This window comes from Amycolatopsis japonica (assembly GCF_000732925.1).
GTDB lineage: Bacteria > Actinomycetota > Actinomycetes > Mycobacteriales > Pseudonocardiaceae > Amycolatopsis > Amycolatopsis japonica.
This window is the reverse complement of record NZ_CP008953.1, coordinates 4,673,920-4,691,335: the sequence shown is the minus strand read 5'-3', so window position 1 is coordinate 4,691,335 and position 17,416 is coordinate 4,673,920. Positions and strand designations below refer to the sequence as shown.

Sequence of the window (17,416 nt, the reverse complement as noted above, 5' to 3'; positions counted from 1 at the left end):
GGTGCTCCGTCCGTGCGGCGAGCGACTATCGTCTTGATCGTGACCGAACGACCTGAGCCGTGGCACCTCCGGACCCGCAGGTTCCTGCGCGCGACGGACCAGCGCGGTGAGCTGGTGCGCGGCGCGCGGTTCCTGCGCGGGCTCGTCCCCGGGAACGCCGAGCCGCCGGCGCCGTCGACGGGACGATCGTCCGACCGGCTCGCCCGCCTGCTCACGGAGGCGGGCGCCGACCGGCCCAGCGCCACCCGCGAGCTGGGGCTGGCCGCGGTCCAGGCCTGGCAGGCCGTCCGCCGCTCCGGCGCCCCGCCACTGTCCGCGGACGGCATCACCGTGCTGTTCACCGACCTCGTCGGCTTTTCGACCTGGGCGCTGGAGGCCGGCGACGACCGCGTTCTGGAGCTGCTGCGGGAGGTCTCCAAGGTGACCGAGTCGATCGTCGTCGGCCACCGCGGCAGCGTCGTCAAGGGGCTCGGCGACGGGGTGATGGCCGTGTTCGCCGATCCGGGGGAGGCGGTGAACGCCGCCTACGAGACATGCTCCGCCGTGAGCGTGATCAAGGCCGAGGGCTATCTGCCCCATCTGCGCGCGGGGCTGCACCGCGGGAATCCGCAGCGGGTCGGCGACGACTACCTCGGCGTCGACGTGAACATCGCCGCCCGGATCATGGCCGCCGCCGACGGCGACGAGGTCCTGGCCAGCGCGAGCGTCGTCGAAGAACTCGACCAGGACACCTTCACCGTGCGCCCGCGCCGGAACTTCCGGGCCAAGGGGACTCCGAGGGACCTGCGCGTCTTCCGCGTCGTTCCCCGGTACACGGCCGACGGCTGAATGTCCCCTCGATCACCTTCGCTTGCCTGATCCTCTATTTCTCTAGAGGCTTCCTCTATGGGCATAGAGCTGGACTCCGGGCAGATCGCCGTCGCGGCGCTGCTGGACGAGGTGCCGCGCAGGCGGCGTGGTGTCTACCTGTGGGGTTCCGTCGGGCGGGGCAAGACGATGCTGCTCGACGCCTTCCACGCGGCCGCGCCCGGTCGCAAGGGCCGATGGCATCTGCATCATCTGCTCGCGCATCTGCAGTCCACCGCGCACGACCTCGGCGGGATCGACCGGGCCGTCGCCGCGGTGCTGGACCGGCTCTCGCTGTTGTGCGTCGACGAGTTCCATCTGCACGACATCGGCGACGCGATGCTCCTGCGGCGTTTGCTGGACGCGGTGTTCGCCCGGAAGATCACGCTGGTCGCGACGTCGAACTACCCACCGGAAGGGTTGCTGCCGGATCCGCTCTTCCACGACAAGATCGAGGCCGTCGTGACGGCGCTTCGAGCACACCTCGACGTCGTTCGCCTCGACGGCGAGAACGACTACCGCCTGCCGGGGACCAGGCCGGGCCGATTCGTCGTCGGCGAGCCGCCCGAGTCGACGTCCGGTGTCACGTTCGGTTTCGACGAGCTTTGCGCGACGACGGAGATGTCGACCAGGGACTACCTGGAGCTGGCGGCGCGCCACCGCCGGTGGACCATCACCGACGTCCCGTCGTTGAGGACGGCGGGGGCCGACGCCACGATGCGGTTCCGGGTCCTGATCGACATCCTCGTCGATCAGGGCGTCGAACTGGCCGTCTACGCGCGGACGTCGCTGGACGAACTCTTCCGTGACCCTCCGGAAGTCCCGGATCTGGACCGGATCCGGAGCAGGCTCACCGCGCTGTCCGACGGGAAGGTCCACTGTGGAGTCAACTGACCGGCGGACCATGATCGCCGAAGCCGCGACGGAAATCCTTGCCTCACAAGGAATCCGCGGCCTGACGCACAGCGCGGTCGATGTCCGGCTGGACCTGCCTCGCGGCTCGACGTCGTACTACTTCCGCACACGCCAGGCGTTGCTGGAAGCGGTGGTCCGGCGTATCGCGGACACGTCCGCCCACCGCTTCCAGCTGACCGGCCTGGCGCATGCCGCCGTCGCAGGCCACACCGCCGCGGCGCGGGCGATGGCGGCGTGGCTCGACGACCTTTTGGTGAGCCGCCGCCATCACGTCACCGCCCGCTACGCGCTGACGATCGAACTCGCCGGCTTCCCCGAGCTCCACGAACTTCTCGCGCGGGCCCTGTTCTCCCGTGAGCACGCGGCGCGGTTGTGCGAAGCCCTCGGCGCGTCCGATCCCGGCACGGCGAGCGCGGACCTCGTCAGCCTGATCGAAGGCCTGCTGTTCGACCGGTTCGCCGGTGCGCGTTCCCTCGACGGCGTCGAGGCGGGCACCCCGGCCAGCGTCGACCAGTTCGCCCGGCCGCTGGAGGCCTACCTGCGGGGAATGCCTTAGCCGGGCATCTCCGAAGGCTGCGAGTCCAGCCCAGGCCTGGCTTTCGTCCAGCCGCCACGCGTGAAGTCCGGTACCGCCACCGGTTTCCCGCCGCGCGCGAGGGAGACCACGCTCAACGGAACGGGGGAGCACCAGGCAGCCGAGTCGTAGACGTCGATGTCCGGCACCAGCCCGGCGCGCATCTGCTGCACGATCCGCCACTGCAGCACGTAGTCCATGCCGCCGTGCCCGCCGAGGTTCGGATCGTCCTTGAGCTTCTTCCACAGCCAGTGGTCGTGGCGGTCGCGGTACGGCCCGAAGTCCTTCCACGCGTGACCGCTGTGGTCGGGCTCGACGTAGATCCGGGCGGGGTAGTCCTCCACGATGCCGCGGCTGCCGGCGAGGCTGTTGATGCGGCTGTACGGACGCGGCGAGCTGACGTCGTGCTCGGCGCGGATGATCCGGCCCTGCTCGGTCTCGATCAGGCAGGTCACCAGGTCGCCGTTGATGTAGGTCTCCTTCCACGACGGGTGACCCGGCGGCATATGGCGTTTCCGGTAATCGGCGAGGCCCTTCGGCTCGGTCGCCGTGGCGCGCAACGTGGCGAACCGGTCGCCCCGGTTGACGTCCATGCAGGCGGCGATCGGCGCGAGACCGTGCATCGGGTAGAAACTCGCGGTGCTGCGCGTGTGCCACTTCCGGCGCCACGCGTCGGTGTAGTACGTGTCGGAGAACAGCAGCTCGCGGAGGTCGTGCAGGTAACCGCCGTGCCCGTTGGTGACCTCGCCGAAGACGCCCTCGTGCGCCATCTTGAGGATCGCCAGCTCGTTGCGGCCGTAACTGCAGTTCTCGGCGAGGAACAGGTGTTTGCGGGTTTGTTCGCTGGTGTTGACGAGGTCCCACAGCTCGTCGAGCTCGGTGGCGATGGGCAGCTCGACGCCGACGTGCTTGCCGGACAGCAGCGCGGCCTTGCCCTGCGGGTAGTGGAACTCCCATGGCGTGGCGATGTAGACGAGGTCGATGTCGTCCCGCGCGAGCATCTTCTGGTAGGCGTCGGCGGATCCGCCGTACTCCGCCGGACGCGGACGCCCGTCGGCGGCGAGCTTGTCCGCGGCGGCCTTCGCGCGCTCGGCGCGGATGTCGCAGACGGCCGTGACCGCGGCGCCCGGGACGGCACTCCAGCCGCCGATCATGGACATCCCACGGTTGCCGAGACCGATCATCCCGATCCGGACGGTCCGGTGCCGTTCGAACGGGACGCCGATCATGCTGCGCTGGCCAGGACGGCGGGGCGAGCTCGCGGCTTCTTCCGCGGCGGTGGCGCTCGCCGGCATCGCGGCGAGCGCCCCGGCGGCGAGCGCGCCACCGAACAGTGTCCGCCGGGAGACAGAGGGCAGGTCGGCCATGAAGAACACTCCTTCGTGTCGCCTTCGGTGCCCAGACTTTGTCCAATCGCCGCCGGATATGTCAAGAGATGCGCCAAAGTGAGCAGTAAACTGCACTAATGCGCAGTTTGACTGTGTGTTCGCGGCCGGTTCGCGCAACCCGGGTGCGCGCGCACCCGGGTCACGCGTCGGGCTCAGCGCCGGATCATGACCTGATCGATGGACTTGCGCACGAGGTTCGGTACGACGCAGTCGTCCGCCGGGTAGCCCACCGGGATGACGGCGAACGCCTTCTCGTTCTGCGGCCGCTCGAGCAGCTCGCCGAGGAACCGCATGGGCGACGGAGTATGCGTCAACGCGGCCAGCCCGGAGAGGTGCAGCGCCGTGAGCAGCATGCCGACCGCGATGCCCACCGACTCGTCGACGTAGTAGTGCTTGTGCTTGGTGCCGTCCTCGTCGAGGAAGTAACGCTGCTGGAAGACCACGATGAGGTACGGGGCGTCGGTGAGATGGGTCTTCACGGCGTCGGTGCCCAGCGGGCGCAAGGCGGACAGCCACTCCTCGCCGAGCCTGCCCTCGTACGAAACGCGCTCTTCCTCTTCGGCGGCTTCACGAATCCGCTGTTTGGTCGCGTCGTCCTTGATGAGCACGAACGTCCACGGCTGCTGATGCGCGCCGCTGGGCGCGGTCGAAGCCACCGCGATGGCGTCGACGACCACCTGCTCGGGCACCGGGTCGGCCGAGAACATCCGCACGGTGCGGCGGTCGTCCATGCGGCGGCGCAGATCGGCGGCGGTGGCCAGCGATTCCTCCTCGGACATGCGCGCCGGGCGATAGGGCACCGGCTCGAAGGGGTCGCCGTAGGTCGGGGTCCACTGTGCTGCGGTCATGGTGGCGATTCTGTCGGCGGGAAGGGATTTCGGGAAGACCCGGCACCGGGTTATGTCCCTGGAGTTATGCCGCCATCTGTCTCAAGTGGACGGACGCCGGGTGTCGTAACCGGCGGGTGGTTCCGGTACCTAGAGGGGCACTTAGCGGTGGTGGGGGCGAAGAGATAAGTACCTACTGCACGACTTTCGGCGGTGTCCGATTTCTCTTGCCGCGTCCCAGAATCAGCACACCCGTCCCCATCGCGCGGCCGAATCCCGGCCGCAGAAATGAGTCGGAACCATGCGACTGCGCTCCTTCGCACTGATCGCCGGCACCGCCTTCGCGGCACTGCTCGGCGTCACCGCCCCCGTGGCGTCCGCCGCGGAACCGTCCTCCGACGTCCAGCCGATGATCATCGGCGGCCAGAACGCGTCGAGCGGCCCGTGGGCGGCCAGGCTCTTCGCCAACGGCCGGCAAACGTGTACCTCGACGATCATCGCGCCGCAGTACATCCTGACCGCGAAGCACTGCGTTGCCAGCGGTGGCACGTTCACCTTCCGGATCGGCAGTCTCGACCAGCAGAGCGGCGGCACCATGGCCACTGGCTCCACCGTCACGCGGCACGCGAGCGCGGACCTCGCGATCGTGAAGCTGACGACATCGGTCAACGCCACCTACTCGCCGCTGGGCACCACCGCCAACGTCTCCGTCGGCCAGACCGTCCAGGTCTACGGCTGGGGCGCGACGAGCCAGTGCGGCTCGGAGATCAACTGCCAGTCGCGCTACCTGAAGGTCGCCAACGTCTCGGTCACGTCGGTCTCCTGCCGTGACTACAACGGCGGCATCGCGGTGTGCGCGCGCCGCGGCGACGGCATCACCGCCGGCGGGGACTCGGGTGGCCCGATGTTCGCCTCCGGCCGCCAGGTCGGCGTCGCGTCGACGAGCGACCGGCAGACGACGACCGCTTACACGAACATCACGCGGTACCGGCCCTGGATTCAGCAGGTGGCCGGGGTCTGAGTTTCGGTTGTGGCGGGGCCCTTTCCGGCGGTTGCCGGGGAGGGCCCTGTTCGCATCACGGCATCAGCGCTCGCCGGGCCGGCTTCGCAGGAGATGGTCGATCAGATCCACGAACAACGTGAAGGTGCGGTCCACGCGTTCCCGGTCACCGGTGGCGAGCAGGTCGAGCTGCAGGCCGCGTGCCTGGGCCACGATCATCGTCGCCACCAGAGGCGCTTGCTCACGTGGACACCCGTCCGCGATGACCAGACCTTCCATCAGCGTCAACGAGTCCAGCACGACCTGCTGCCGGAAGCGCTCGTAGCGGTCGGGATCCCGTGCCGCCTGAGCGAAGACCTCGAACAGCAACCGGTAGACGGGCAGACGTTCCGCTGTCGTCGAGTCTCGCCACCAGGAGAGCAGGCTCGTCAGACGGGCGGGCGAGCCGGCCAGGCCCGTCGCGTCCGACAGCCGTTGGCGCAAGAGGTCGATGACCTCGGTGACGAGGTTCTCCTTCGAGCCGAAGTGATGCAGCAGCGTCCCGTGGCTGACTCCGACCGCCACGGCCAACGGCCGCATCGCCAGGCCGGTCAGCCCGTGCGACAGGACGTGGTCGGTCACGGCCTCGAGTAGTTCGGGCCGCCGATGCTGATAGCGGACGCGTCGGCCGTCGATGTGATCCGCGCTCATCACGTGACAGTACGCCCGGGCAAGATAGGTTGACCACTTGGTCGAGCTACTTCTACAGTGGCCGCCATGGCCACCGAGATCACCCGCCTGCACCACGCCGGTCACGTCGTCCGCGACATGTCCGCGGCGCTCGATCTCTATCGGCGTCTGGGTTTCGTCACGCCCGCGCCCGGTTACCCCGCGATGCCACCGCGGGAAGGGGGCGAGCCCGAGCCGTTCGGTGCCGCCAACACGCACGCCGACTTCCTGGGCGACTTCCTCGAACTGGCCACGGTCGTCACCGCCGACGGCCAAGTACCGTCCGATGCCCGGCTCGTCCCGCTGCAGGCCCCGCCCGACGTGTTGCCGACGCTGGTGGAGCGGATCGACACCACTCGCGCCAACCTGGCGGAATGCCTGGAACGCTTCGAGGGCTTGCACATCCTGATGTTCTCTTCGTCCGACATCGACGTCACCGCCACCCGGTTGACCGGCGCGGGCGTAGGGCATGGCGGAGTGAACACGGTGCGGCGTCCGGCCGGTGGCGAGGTCGAGACCGTCCGCTATCTGGAGATCGACGGCGCGCGGCCGGGCTTGGAGGCGGAAGGCAGGATCGGCGTCGTCGCGGACCTGGACCCACGGGTTCAGGCCACTCGGCTGGTCGACCACCCCAACGGCGCGGTCGGCCTCGTCGATGCCGTTCTCTGTACCGCCGACGCCGAACTGGATGCCGTCCAGGCGCGCTACGAGCGTTACCTGGGGCGGGCGCCCCGAAAGGAAGGGCCCTCCCGAGTCTTCGACCTCGATGGGGCGACGCTGACCCTCGTGCCCGCGTCCGGTCTCGCCGCGCTGTTTCCCGGCGAGCGGGCTCCCGCCCTGCCCGCCCTCGTCTCGTGCACCGTTGCCGTCCACGATCTGGCCGCCGCGGAGAACCTGTTGCGTAATAACAAGGTTCCACTGGTGCGGACGCCGTCCGGAGATGTCTTCGTGCCGGCCACCGCCGCGCTCGGCACCGCGATCGCCTTCCGGCAAGCGGAAGAATCCGCTGGTCAGGGGTCGGCCACGACCGTACGGTGAGCCCCATGTATGCCGGGCTTACGGAGCGCATCGAGGCGAACTTCGCCGAACATGCCTGCCACCTGCATCGCTGTACCGGCGGGATGACCGTTACGGAAACCGACGACCTGGTGATCGCCGACAGCCGAGGTCGCCGGTATCTACGACATCTCCACTCTGCCCGCCTTTCGGCGCCGGGGATTCGGCGGCGTGATGACTTTGGCCACTGTGGACAGTGCTCGCGCCGCTGGATACGACCGTGGCGATCCGAGCGTCCGCCGAGGACGAGCCGGTGTACCGCAGGCTCGGTTTCCGTGTCGCCGGCCGGTACACCGAGTACCCCGTCCCGATCGTTCCGCTGGAAGACCGCGGCTACACCACGCGGGAGCAGCTGATCTCCATCGGCTTCGAACACGTCCACGTGGAAAACGAGCGCTACGACGGCCCGCAAGCCGGTGTCGCCGACATCTGCGGAGTTCCCCACTACTTCGTCAGGCTGAATACCTTGTTCGGGGACGGTGATGAGTTCTCCGTCTGGCCGATCGACGACGAGACTCTCGCGCTCGAACAGGAAGCCTGGCGTCTCTACGTGAAAGCGTGGGACGCGGGGTACCACGTCGCCCGCCAGTGCACGAACGATGTTCGCGCAATGGCGTTTCGACGAACGCGATGCGCGCCACGACGACAGCGGACCCACCTACATGATGCGCTGGCGCTAGTTCCGCACGGATGTCGGTCGAGGTTCTTGCCGCTCGGTGATCGTGCCTCAGGCGAGGGTGGCGCCGTAGGCGGTGAGCACGGAGCGTAGTGGCTGGAAGAAGCTGACTTGGCTGTTCCCGCCGGACAGCACTCCGTAGCCGACGCCGGCGTAGAACAGCGGGCCGCCGCTGTCGCCGATCCCGATGGGGATGTCGGTGGCGATCGTCCCGACAACCTGTTTGCCACCGCCGAAGTTCACGGTCTGGTTGAGACCGAGGACCTTCCCGCACGTCTTCTTCGTGGTCATGCCGCTTTTGCACACCCGTTGTCCCACCTGTGGAGTGCCCGCGCGCAGGATCCGCTGGGTGCTGCCGTCGTAGAGGTCGACCCGGCTGTGCCCTGAGCCGGAAAGGTCCCGGACACGGCCGTAATCGGTCACCGGGAAATGGGTGTCCACGCTGGGGCCGATACCTTGCCAGTCCAGCCCGTGTTCGGTGCAGTGCCCGGCCGTGAGGATGTACCGGACATCCTTGACGAGGATCGCGAACCCCGCTGAGCAATAGTACGGTTCACGGCCGGGTCCCGGCGAGACCGTGTACATCGCATCGCCGCCGTTCACCGCCGGCTGCTGCGCCACACCGACCGCGGACGGCGCCGCGGAGACGACCGGGCAGGCCGACAGGACAGCCGCGGCCGTGGAAATCAGTACCCCGGCCAGCCTGCGGCGTGAGCAGCCGAACATGATCATGTCCTTCCGTCCTTTGGAGGCTGGATATGTGTGACCAGTCCAGTGCCACACGGTCCGCGACACAAACGGAGTCAGCCTGACGAGTGATCAGGAGCCGCCGTGTCTCGAACGGGAATGCCGGATTTCGGCCGGCCTGCGTGACGTAGCCCATTGCGCGCTTGGTGGCGTCCCGTCCCGACTGGCTACTGTTCGCAGAATGAACTTTCTTGATCATGTTCTTCTGGGAGTGCGCGATCTCGAGGAGGCGGCGGACCGGTTGCGTCGCGAGTGGGGTTTGGGAACTGTGCCTGGCGGATCGCCGGTTTCGGGGGTCGCCAACGCGATTGTTCCTCTCGCACCGCCGGTGTATCTGGAACTCGTCACCGTGACGGATGCCGATGCGAGTAAGGCCGCGGCGCGTTTGGCGGCCGTCACCGCGGCAGAAGACCGCCTGTTCACCTGGGCGGTCGAGCCGGACGATCTCGATGCCCGTGCAGCAGGTTGGGATGTCGAGCCGGTGAGCGGCGGTGGAGACACCGGGCGGTGGCGTTTGCTTGGCGAGGTGGAACAGAGTCGGCCGTTCTTCATCGAATACGACGTCGCGCGCGCCGGGCGCGTAGCGGGATGGCAACGCGCTTATACGGAGGCGGCGCATGACTGCGCGCCCGGCCGAGTGACGTACCTCGAAGTCGGCGGCGATGAGTCCGATGCGCGCCGGTGGGTGGGCGAGGTCGATGTGCCGCTGCGCCTGGTCGGCGGTGAGCCACGCCTTGCGGCCGTGGGGATCGCCACCGCCCGAGGGGAGATTGTGGTGTGCTGACGCGGCTGCTTCCAGTCAACTGTCATGGTGCTCTATGGCTCGTGGCACGAAGATCCAGCAGATAGGCGTCCTGCCGTTCACCGTATGGCAGAGACGCCACCTGTGAAATCCCGGCCATGTTGGCGATGCGGACCGGATCTACCGGATTTCGCTCGTTGTGGCGACGCATCCAGACGATGACGCCAAGGAGTTCCCTGGTTCGCCAGAACGATCTGGCACCGGCCAGCAACGCTCGAGGGTCACCGATTCCGGTTCGCACGTACGCCGATCTTCTCCGAGATGTTCATCGCGGGCCGGTACAGATCGACCGCGTGCCCGCCGGTCTTGCGCAGCGCCGGCGCGCGCTCGACGACGGTGACGGAGAAGCCGTGCCGGGTGAGCCAGTACGCCAGCACCGGGGCCGGCGACGCTGGCGCCGGAGATGAGAATCCGCATGCACTTAACCGGCCTGCGGGGCATGGTTAGCCGTGAAGGCCAAGAGGGGCCTGGCGGTACGCGGCGGATCCTCGAGGTTGGGCGAATGGCCGACACCGGGCAGCATCTCGACTGTCGCGCCGGGAACAGCGCGGTAGTCGCCGGCGGATGACGGGCGCCACCTGCGGTCCTCCTCGCCGAAGAGCACCAGCAGCGGTTTGCCGAGCGGCGCCAGCCGTTCCGGGAGTGTCCGCTCGTCCAGATACGCGCGGATCGCCTGCGATATCGCGCCGAACACGGCGAAGTCGATGTCGCGGAACTGGTCCACATAAGACCGGGGGATCTCGAAGCCGGGGCGGAATCCGTCGCTCATGGCCTTGCGGATCTGATCGTCGGTCAGATCCGCCCACGACGCCGCCCGGATGGGGACCTCCTTCGCGATATAGGCGGCCATGCCGGGGCCGGTGTTGATGAACACCAGCGCGGTCACCAGATCGGGCCGTTGCTCGGCGAGGGCGGTGGCGACCGCCCCGCCACTGGAGTGGCCGACGATGACCACCTGTTCGACGCCGAGCCCGTCCAGTACCGCGCCGACCCGGCGTGCCTGGTCCGGGACCGCATAACTCTCACCGTCCGGTTTGGCCGACTGGCCGCACCCGAGCAGATCGATCCGGATGACGTGATGGGATCCGGTCAACAGTGGCACCATCGGCTCCCACGAGCGGGCCGACGCGGCGGTCCCGTGGATGAGCAGGAGCGCTGGGGCGCCACGCGGGCCGTCCTGGCACACGTGGATCTCGCCGCCGTCCAGAGCCTTGCCGTTGGAAACAGTCATGCATGCACTGTCACCGCCGGTGCGCGCCGCAGGCTTGGACAAATGTTCCGCGCGGCCGGTGTGCGTAGCATGGCGGAATGGGGTCCGGCCTGTCCGAACGGGACGACGCGGTGTTGTGGGACATCACCTGCCCGAACCGGCCCAGCAGTGTGCCCGGGGTCGCCATGGCCGGGTTCGGTGACCGCGGCATCACCCCGCCCGGCCTCCGGTTGATTCCGCACCCGACCGTCACCCTGGTTCTGGTGTTCGGCGGCACGATCGCCGTGGAGGATGCGACCGGGCGTCGGCAGCAGGGCAGTTTCGCCACCGGGCTCGGGTTCGGCGACGCCCTCCGCGGACTGCAGGCGGATGCCTTCGAAGCCCTGCAGGTGCGCCTGTCACCGGTGGTCGCACACGCGGTTCTGGGTACCACCGACCTGGGCGATGCCGTGGTGACTCTCGACGACCTGTTCGGCCGGGAGGCAGCACGGATCAGCGACCGACTGGGCGAGCTTTCCTCGTGGGAGGACCGCTTCACGTTGACCGACGCGTGGCTCGCCCGTCGCTGTGCGGCGACGCCGCGGGTCGACCCGGAGGTGGCCTGGGCCTGGCGTCGAATCGGCGCCGGCCGTGGCACCGTTCGGATCGAACGCCTGGCGACCGAACTCGGCTGGAGCCGCAAACGTCTATGGTCCCGGTTCCAGTCACAGATCGGCTTGCCGCCCAAGCGTGCCGCGAAGCTTGTCCGCTTCGACCACGCTGTCCATCGCCTGGTCGCGGGGCAGGGTGCGGCCGGAGTCGCGGCTGACGGCGGCTACACCGACCAGTCCCACCTGCACCGGGACGTCGTGGCATTCACCGGTCTGACCCCCGCCACAGTGGTCGACGAACCCTTTCTCGCAGTCGACGACATCGCATGGGGCTGGCCACGACCGCGGAACTTTCGCGGCCGGCGAGGCCCGTGACGGGTGGCGCCACCTGGGGAGTCCGAATCATGCGGGACAGCTGTGGTGGAAGGTCATAAGCGTGGGGCCGATGGACGCGATGACACCGTCGTCGGTGATCACCGGCCTGCCGAAGCCACCGGAGTCCCCACTGGTGACGAGGGTGTGCGTGAGGACTCCGCTTTCCCAGACTCCGAGTGCGTAACCGTTGTCGGCGGTCCGGTAGGTTCCGGTCGTCCGGGTCCCGGAATCGACGGCGGGTTCGGCGGCCCAAGTGTCAAGCCGGCGGACGACCGTGCCGGTCAAGTCCCATTCGGTGGTCACGAATTGCTCATTCTCGTACGTCTCGCCCGCGATACGGCCGTTGCGGAACGCGGTGACGTATTCGGTGCCCAAGGCGAGCTTGGTCATCGTCCCGTCCGGATAGCGCACGAAGAAGTCGGTCTCGGAGGCGCTCGCGCGGATCAGGATGCGGCCCTGCTCGTCGATCTCGACCGGGCTGACGTAGCCGTAGACACTGGGATCGGGATTGATCGTCAGCACTGTGCCAGGCGAGGCGGCCGGCCAGATCGTCAGGTCGAAGGTGTCGCCGAGGCCGAGCGCGGTCCCGACGACGTCACCGGCGTCGTTGACGGCGAGTGCTCGTGCCGTCCGGTGGCCGGGCGGTATCGGAAGAGCGGTGAACCGGCCGTTCCGATAGACCACCGCGTCGGCTTCGCGGCTGTTGGCATAGGTCATTCCGACCACGGTGCCCGTGGAGTTGATGTCGGTCGGTTCGGTTTTCCTGCCGAACGCCCGGCCAAGGTCTTCGGCCACACCGTCGTGCCAGCGGATCGTGCCGCCGAAGGAACTGCTGCCTGCGAACCATCCGCCATTCGCGGCGGTGGAGACGTATGCCTGGGAGTGTCCTGCGGGTAGCGGAAGCGTGGCCTGTGTCCACGTGCAGTCACCGGCCTCGTACGCCCCGGCGGTGCCCGACGCGACCGTGAACATCGGAGCCAAAGCCACTATGGCGGCCAGGAAAGCCTTCTGGATGCGGTTCATGGTTTCCCCTCGTTCAGTCTCACCTGGAGCACGCTCGCGAGGTTCTTCAGGTTGCCTGCCGACAGCCGCACCCAGCGCGATCTCGCTGCCTTTGTCGTACGGCTCAAGCGTCGTGAAGCACGGACGCCTTACGCGCCCGGTGATTCGCCACGTTGACGCGGTTCCCGCAGAGTCCTGGCATACAATAGCGCCGCCGTCCGGGACGCGTCGTGTCGATGAAGACACCTCGGCAAGTCGGCGCGCCACAGGCGCGGAACCGTGCCACGTCGAGGGACTGGACGACGCCGAGTATTCCGACACCGCAGATCAAGGAAAGCGCGTCGGCGACGGTCGCGCCCTGCCGGAGCGAAACGGTCCATCGAGCGCGTCCTGAGGTGGCATCGAGGGAGACCTCACCGATCGACGAGGTGAGCGCGGTAGCGCCGGTGACGAGGCGGTCCCGGGTCGGATGGTCGATCAGATCGCGCACTGTGGCGCGCAGCCGGTGAACGGCGCGCAGGTCACTGGGCCGCGTGTTCACGGGGATCGAGTGCAGCTCAGCGAAGGCGGCAAGAGAGTCCAGGTCGGGCAGCTTGTCTTCGCCGTGCCACACCTCAGGCGCCGTGTTGACCAGATCGGTCGCGACGCCCGCCGCCCGGACGTAATCGTCTAACGCTACTTGCATCCCTTACCGACCTCTCGTACGTTCGCGGTTAACCGACACTTTAACCCTTACTGGGAGGTTCACCGTGGAGATCGACGCGTTGGTGTTCGACATCCTCGGCACGCTCGTCGACGAGCCGGCCGGGATCCGCGCGGCCGTCCGGGAGGCCGCGCCGGATGCCGACGCCGACGAGCTGGTCAGGCTGTGGCAGAGCCACGTCGAGACCGAGCAGCGGCGCATCGTCGCGGGGGAGCGGCCGTACGCCCCGAGTGACGTTCTCGACCGCGAAGCAGCCCAGCTCACCACAAAGACGGACGTGGTGCCGAAGCTGTCGCCGTGGCCCGACTCCGTCGAAGGACTGGCGAAGCTCGCTGAGCATCACACGCTGATCGGACTCTCGAACGCCAGCCGGACGAGCCTCCTCCGGATCAACGCCCACGCCGGCCTCCGGTGGCATCAAGCGCTCTCCGCCGAGGACGCACAGACCTACAAGCCGGACCCGGCGGTCTACGAACTGGCCGTCGACCTGGCCGAAACGAAGCCGGAGCGGCTGCTGATGGTCGCCGCCCACGCGTGGGACCTGAGGGGAGCGCAGAGCGTCGGTCTCCGGACCGCCTACGTCGCCAGGCCCGTCGGTGACCCGCCGACCGAGACGGACCGGTTCGACTTCCATGCCGACGGCCTCGCCGATCTGGCCGCTCAGCTCGCGAAACTCCGGATGTGATCAAAACTGTCGGTGCCTCCCGCTAGGTTCATCCCAGTCCCCACCGAGGCACCCCCGCAAGGAGAAGATGCGTTGTCAGACTGGGAAAGAGCGAGCACGGCCCGGGTGTTGCCACCCGCCCGCCCGCGCAAACTCGCGAAGGTCCCGTTCGTCGAACTGGCCGACGGACGGGTGCAGGGCGTGGTGTCCAGCGGATCGGACATCGGGCGGGTGTACGTCTCGTCGGTCGCGGCGAGTACGTACGAATTCTCCTGTAGTACCAACAACAACCGGCCGTGTGGTGGGGCGCGGGGGATGTTCTGCAACCACATTCTCGCCCTGATCAACGAATCCACCCTTCAATACGGAGCCGAGCGAGTGGCGCGATACCTGCGCGTCGAGGTTCCCGAGCCGACGGCGCAGGCCATTTCGCAGACCATGAGCGCGACACGGCCGTCGCAAGGTGACAGCACCGCCGCGGCTTCGGTGTTCAGCCAATTCCTGCGGCACTTGGCATACCTCGAATTCGAAGTGTCCACGGCTCCGGTGCCGGAGCTTCAGTGGTTCCCGTCGACCAGGGCGGTGGTCTGATGCGCGTCGATCTGCTCACCGATCCCATCGCCGGCCTCGACGAGGCATTGGCGGTCGTCGACGCTTTCGACGATGTGCTCGTCGCCGGGTTGCTTCGTCCTCAGAAAGTCGCCGGTCTGACCGAGCTCGCCGATGCCGTCGCCGGGTCGCCGTTGGCGGCGCGCGTCGCGGAGGCCGCCGAGAAGACCGCGGCCGGTGCGGCAGGGGAGGAACACTTCGTTTCCCTTGCAGCGGCGAGGATCGCGGTGTTCGGCTCCGTGCACGACGCGGTCTTCTCGCGCCTTGTCGAAGCGACTGGCAGGCCGCAGGACGAGGACTCGACCCGGCGAGTTTCCGAGACGGAGTCGCCGAATCTCCTCGCGGCCGCTCGGTCCTGGCTCGCCGACCTGGCCCGAGCGGGCTGGCAGGGTATCGACCACGACCTCATCTCGGGCTCGGCGCAGGTGATCTCGGCGCTGCTCGCCGAACCGAGCCTGCGACGGCTGGCCGTCCTGCTCGACGGTTTCGCGGCCGAGCTCGCGGCGTCGTGCCCTGGTGCGGCGTTGGATCGTGTCCCCGTCCGGCGCTGGGGCGACCTGTGGTCGCGCGCGATGGTTCTGACCTTGCCCGGGGCGGCGCCGGAGGTCGGCACGGTCACCGGCCGCCTGCTGCCGCTCGGCGTCGACCTGCTGGAACACTCGACGGCCGCGCAGGCCCAGGTCCACGCCGTGGTCGAACCCGAAGACGGCACGGCTCCCCGTCTCGTGCGTGCGAACGTGACAGTGCCCAAGCCGGACACGATCATCGGCGCCGGGATCTGGCAGTTGCTGCGCCCGCATCTCTCCCTGCTCACGGCGATCAGCGAGGGCCGCTCCATGGACCTCACCGGCATGCCGGGCACCGCCGAGGGCGACCTGCTCTGGCAGGACGAGTACGCCCGCCTTGGTGAGCCCGCGGACGCGTTCTCGACGGCGCGCGTCGTTCTACCGAAGGCCGTCACGCCGATGGTCGCGCCCTTGGACCGGCATCCGGTGCGGATCGCCGTCCCCGTCTTCCTCGAGGGTTACGACGTCGAGGGCGACGAGGACGAGGTGACGTTCACCTTCGCCGGGAATCGGCTCTTCGTCGAGACGGACCGCATCCCAGCGGCCGGTCCGCTGACGCCGAAGGCCGTCGCGAGTTCCAGCGCGTGCCTCGGCCTGATCCGGTGGGACGGCGGATTCCGCCTCCAGCCGCTCGCCGTCGAGACCACCGTGCGCAAGAAGACCACCGCCGTGCACGCCGGAGCCTGGGCCGGCGGCACCACGGACAAGGCCGGGGTGAAAGCCGAGAAGGCGGCCACCGACGCCGCGGCCGTGCTGCGCGAGCGTGCCGGAAGGCTGTTGCGGAAATGACCGAACCCGAGGACAACCGCCGTCAGGTCCTGTACTGGCGGCTGCTCGCCCGGCTCTTCGACACCGAGGAGCAGGCCGCGCTCGAATCGGCGAGCGTGGCCGTCGTCGAGGACATCGGCTTGCCGTCGGCGCTGCTGGATCCGAACGTCGCGGTCGACTCGGTCGTCCAGCGTCATCCGGAGCTGGCCGCCGAATTCGACGGCCTGATGGTCCCCGAAGCCGGGGACGGCCGGGACAAGGCGGCGGAAGTGCGGCGCGCGGCGCTCGTATCGAAGGTGCTGCTCAACGTCTTTGCTCAGCCGCCGCACACGGTGACCGCCAGCCGACTGTCCTGCTGGCAGTCCGACGCGGGCTGGCTCGAGCGCGCGCTGGGCTGCCGTCCGGGCGAACTGCGCGGCGGTCGTCCCGGTGGCGCCCCGACCGGGCTCGGCGGCACCGGAGGGGGCGGCACACCCGATCTGAGCACCCTGCTCCCGGCGATCGGCCCGGACCTCGGCGACATCGAGGCGGACCTCGTCAAACGGATGCATCTGCGCGAGGTCCTCGCCGATCCCGCGCTCGCGGCGAAGCTGAGCCCGAGTATGTCCCTCATCGAACAGTTGTTGCGGGACAAGGACAATCTGTCCGGCGTGGCGTTGGCCAACGCCAAATCGCTCATCCGGCGTTACGTCGACGAGATCGCGGAGGTCCTGCGGACCCAGGTCGAGAAGGCCTCGACGGGCAAGGTGGATCGGTCGGTCCCGCCGAAGCGCGTGTTCCGCAACCTCGACCTCGATCGCACCATCTGGAAGAACCTCACCAACTGGAGCCCGGAAGAGGAACGGCTCTACGTCGATCGCCTGTACTACAAGCAGACCGCGAAGAAGACCACGCCACAGCGGCTCATCGCGGTCGTCGACCAGTCCGGTTCCATGGTGGACTCGATGGTCAACTGCGCCGTGCTGGCCTCGATCTTCGCCGGATTGCCCAAAGTGGACGTTCACCTGATCGCCTACGACACGCAGGCGCTCGACCTCACCCCGTGGGTCCACGATCCCTTCGAAACGCTGCTGCGCACGAACCTGGGCGGCGGCAACGACGGCATGGTCGCGATGGGGCTGACCCAGCCGAAGATCGCCGAGCCCGCGAACACCGTGGTGGTGTGGATCTCCGACTTCTACGAGACCCGCGTCGAGCAGCTCTTCGAGAGCATGGCCGCGATCCACCGGTCCGGAGCGAAGTTCATCCCGGTCGGTTCGGTCACCAGCGCCGGACGGGGCAGCGTCAATCCCTGGTTCCGCGAGCGCTTCAAGGATCTCGGCACGCCCGTGATCTCCGGCCACATCACCAAACTCGTTCACGAACTGAAGACTTTCCTCACCTCCTGAAC

20 protein-coding genes and 1 pseudogene are annotated in these 17,416 nt (G+C 68.2%); 12 read left to right on the top strand and 9 right to left on the bottom strand.

Annotated elements, in window-relative coordinates; translation table 11 throughout:
• Positions 1–33 precede the first annotated feature (33 nt).
• From AJAP_RS21750 to AJAP_RS21740, 3 genes are read left to right on the top strand one after another with little or no spacing between them, the layout of a single operon-like run.
• Entirely contained in the window at positions 34–828 is a 795-nt protein-coding gene (locus AJAP_RS21750) for an adenylate/guanylate cyclase domain-containing protein (protein ID WP_038514721.1), read from the top strand.
• A gap of 57 nt (positions 829–885) precedes the next feature.
• Positions 886–1,740 carry a cell division protein ZapE gene (gene zapE, locus AJAP_RS21745; RefSeq protein WP_038514718.1) on the top strand — a complete coding sequence of 285 codons (855 nt, stop codon included), beginning with the start codon at positions 886–888 and terminating at the stop codon, positions 1,738–1,740.
• Positions 1,727–2,317, top strand: a complete 591-nt coding sequence (locus AJAP_RS21740) for a TetR/AcrR family transcriptional regulator (protein ID WP_202965541.1) — start codon at positions 1,727–1,729, stop codon at positions 2,315–2,317. Before zapE ends, AJAP_RS21740 begins: the two co-directional genes overlap by 14 nt.
• Here AJAP_RS21740 and AJAP_RS21735 read toward each other — a convergent pair.
• Positions 2,314–3,702, bottom strand: coding sequence for a Gfo/Idh/MocA family protein (locus AJAP_RS21735; protein ID WP_038523583.1), 1,389 nt, complete (start codon positions 3,700–3,702; stop codon positions 2,314–2,316). The two genes, AJAP_RS21740 and AJAP_RS21735, sit on opposite strands and share 4 nt — an antisense overlap.
• Positions 3,703–3,875: 173 nt before the next feature.
• Positions 3,876–4,571 (bottom strand): nitroreductase family protein, encoded by a 696-nt coding sequence (locus tag AJAP_RS21730; RefSeq protein WP_038514713.1) that lies wholly within the window; start codon positions 4,569–4,571, stop codon positions 3,876–3,878.
• Positions 4,572–4,851: 280 nt separating this feature from the next.
• Between AJAP_RS21730 and AJAP_RS21725 the strand changes: the two genes are divergently transcribed.
• Complete coding sequence (locus AJAP_RS21725; protein ID WP_038514711.1) at positions 4,852–5,571, top strand: S1 family peptidase; 720 nt, start codon at positions 4,852–4,854, stop codon at positions 5,569–5,571.
• Positions 5,572–5,634: 63 nt separating this feature from the next.
• On the opposite strand, the gene AJAP_RS21720 is transcribed toward AJAP_RS21725, so the two are convergent.
• A complete protein-coding gene (locus AJAP_RS21720) occupies positions 5,635–6,240 on the bottom strand; it encodes a TetR/AcrR family transcriptional regulator (RefSeq protein WP_051972547.1) in 606 nt (201 codons plus the stop codon).
• A gap of 66 nt (positions 6,241–6,306) precedes the next feature.
• On the opposite strand from AJAP_RS21720, the gene AJAP_RS21715 reads away from it, so the two are divergent.
• Positions 6,307–7,296, top strand: a complete 990-nt coding sequence (locus tag AJAP_RS21715) for a VOC family protein (RefSeq protein WP_038523577.1) — start codon at positions 6,307–6,309, stop codon at positions 7,294–7,296.
• 214 nt (positions 7,297–7,510) lie between these two features.
• Positions 7,511–8,083 carry a hypothetical protein gene (locus AJAP_RS42535; RefSeq protein ID WP_051972546.1) on the top strand — a complete coding sequence of 191 codons (573 nt, stop codon included), beginning with the start codon at positions 7,511–7,513 and terminating at the stop codon, positions 8,081–8,083.
• Here the strand turns inward: AJAP_RS42535 and AJAP_RS21705 are convergent.
• Positions 8,042–8,722, bottom strand: coding sequence for a S1 family peptidase (locus tag AJAP_RS21705; RefSeq protein WP_228694542.1), 681 nt, complete (start codon positions 8,720–8,722; stop codon positions 8,042–8,044). The genes AJAP_RS42535 and AJAP_RS21705 overlap by 42 nt on opposite strands.
• Positions 8,723–8,918: 196 nt before the next feature.
• Here AJAP_RS21705 and AJAP_RS21700 point away from each other — a divergent pair, with 196 nt between their 5' ends.
• Positions 8,919–9,521, top strand: a complete 603-nt coding sequence (locus AJAP_RS21700; RefSeq protein ID WP_084098275.1) for a VOC family protein — start codon at positions 8,919–8,921, stop codon at positions 9,519–9,521.
• Positions 9,522–9,543: 22 nt separating this feature from the next.
• On the opposite strand, the gene AJAP_RS45350 is transcribed toward AJAP_RS21700, so the two are convergent.
• The 3 genes and pseudogenes from AJAP_RS45350 to AJAP_RS21695 all read right to left on the bottom strand — a co-directional run bounded on the left by AJAP_RS45350 (position 9,544) and on the right by AJAP_RS21695 (position 10,770).
• Positions 9,544–9,780: a hypothetical protein gene (locus AJAP_RS45350; RefSeq protein WP_073842440.1), complete on the bottom strand. Its 237-nt coding sequence runs from the start codon at positions 9,778–9,780 to the stop codon at positions 9,544–9,546.
• 1 nt (position 9,781) lies between these two features.
• Positions 9,782–9,956 (bottom strand): annotated as a pseudogene (locus tag AJAP_RS43690) (FAD-dependent oxidoreductase); the annotation flags it as partial.
• A 4-nt stretch (positions 9,957–9,960) separates the two neighbouring features.
• Positions 9,961–10,770 carry an alpha/beta fold hydrolase gene (locus tag AJAP_RS21695; protein ID WP_038514706.1) on the bottom strand — a complete coding sequence of 270 codons (810 nt, stop codon included), beginning with the start codon at positions 10,768–10,770 and terminating at the stop codon, positions 9,961–9,963.
• 77 nt (positions 10,771–10,847) lie between these two features.
• On the opposite strand from AJAP_RS21695, the gene AJAP_RS21690 reads away from it, so the two are divergent.
• Positions 10,848–11,714 carry an AraC family transcriptional regulator gene (locus AJAP_RS21690; RefSeq protein WP_038514703.1) on the top strand — a complete coding sequence of 289 codons (867 nt, stop codon included), beginning with the start codon at positions 10,848–10,850 and terminating at the stop codon, positions 11,712–11,714.
• Positions 11,715–11,741: 27 nt separating this feature from the next.
• Here AJAP_RS21690 and AJAP_RS21685 read toward each other — a convergent pair whose 3' ends face one another.
• Together AJAP_RS21685 and AJAP_RS21680 are read right to left on the bottom strand one after the other, a co-directional pair.
• Positions 11,742–12,737, bottom strand: a complete 996-nt coding sequence (locus tag AJAP_RS21685) for a hypothetical protein (RefSeq protein WP_038514700.1) — start codon at positions 12,735–12,737, stop codon at positions 11,742–11,744.
• Positions 12,738–12,840: 103 nt separating this feature from the next.
• Positions 12,841–13,401, bottom strand: a complete 561-nt coding sequence (locus AJAP_RS21680) for a CGNR zinc finger domain-containing protein (protein WP_038514697.1) — start codon at positions 13,399–13,401, stop codon at positions 12,841–12,843.
• A gap of 64 nt (positions 13,402–13,465) precedes the next feature.
• Here AJAP_RS21680 and AJAP_RS21675 point away from each other — a divergent pair, with 64 nt between their 5' ends.
• From AJAP_RS21675 to AJAP_RS21660, 4 genes are all read left to right on the top strand, one after another.
• On the top strand, positions 13,466–14,104 hold the full coding sequence (locus AJAP_RS21675) for a haloacid dehalogenase type II (RefSeq protein WP_038514694.1): 639 nt from the start codon (positions 13,466–13,468) through the stop codon (positions 14,102–14,104).
• A 72-nt stretch (positions 14,105–14,176) separates the two neighbouring features.
• Positions 14,177–14,674 (top strand): hypothetical protein, encoded by a 498-nt coding sequence (locus AJAP_RS21670; protein WP_051972545.1) that lies wholly within the window; start codon positions 14,177–14,179, stop codon positions 14,672–14,674.
• Positions 14,674–16,047, top strand: coding sequence for a hypothetical protein (locus AJAP_RS21665; protein ID WP_228694540.1), 1,374 nt, complete (start codon positions 14,674–14,676; stop codon positions 16,045–16,047). The genes AJAP_RS21670 and AJAP_RS21665 overlap by 1 nt, the downstream gene beginning before the upstream one ends.
• Positions 16,044–17,414 (top strand): VWA domain-containing protein, encoded by a 1,371-nt coding sequence (locus AJAP_RS21660; RefSeq protein WP_038514686.1) that lies wholly within the window; start codon positions 16,044–16,046, stop codon positions 17,412–17,414. Before AJAP_RS21665 ends, AJAP_RS21660 begins: the two co-directional genes overlap by 4 nt.
• Positions 17,415–17,416 lie beyond the last annotated feature (2 nt).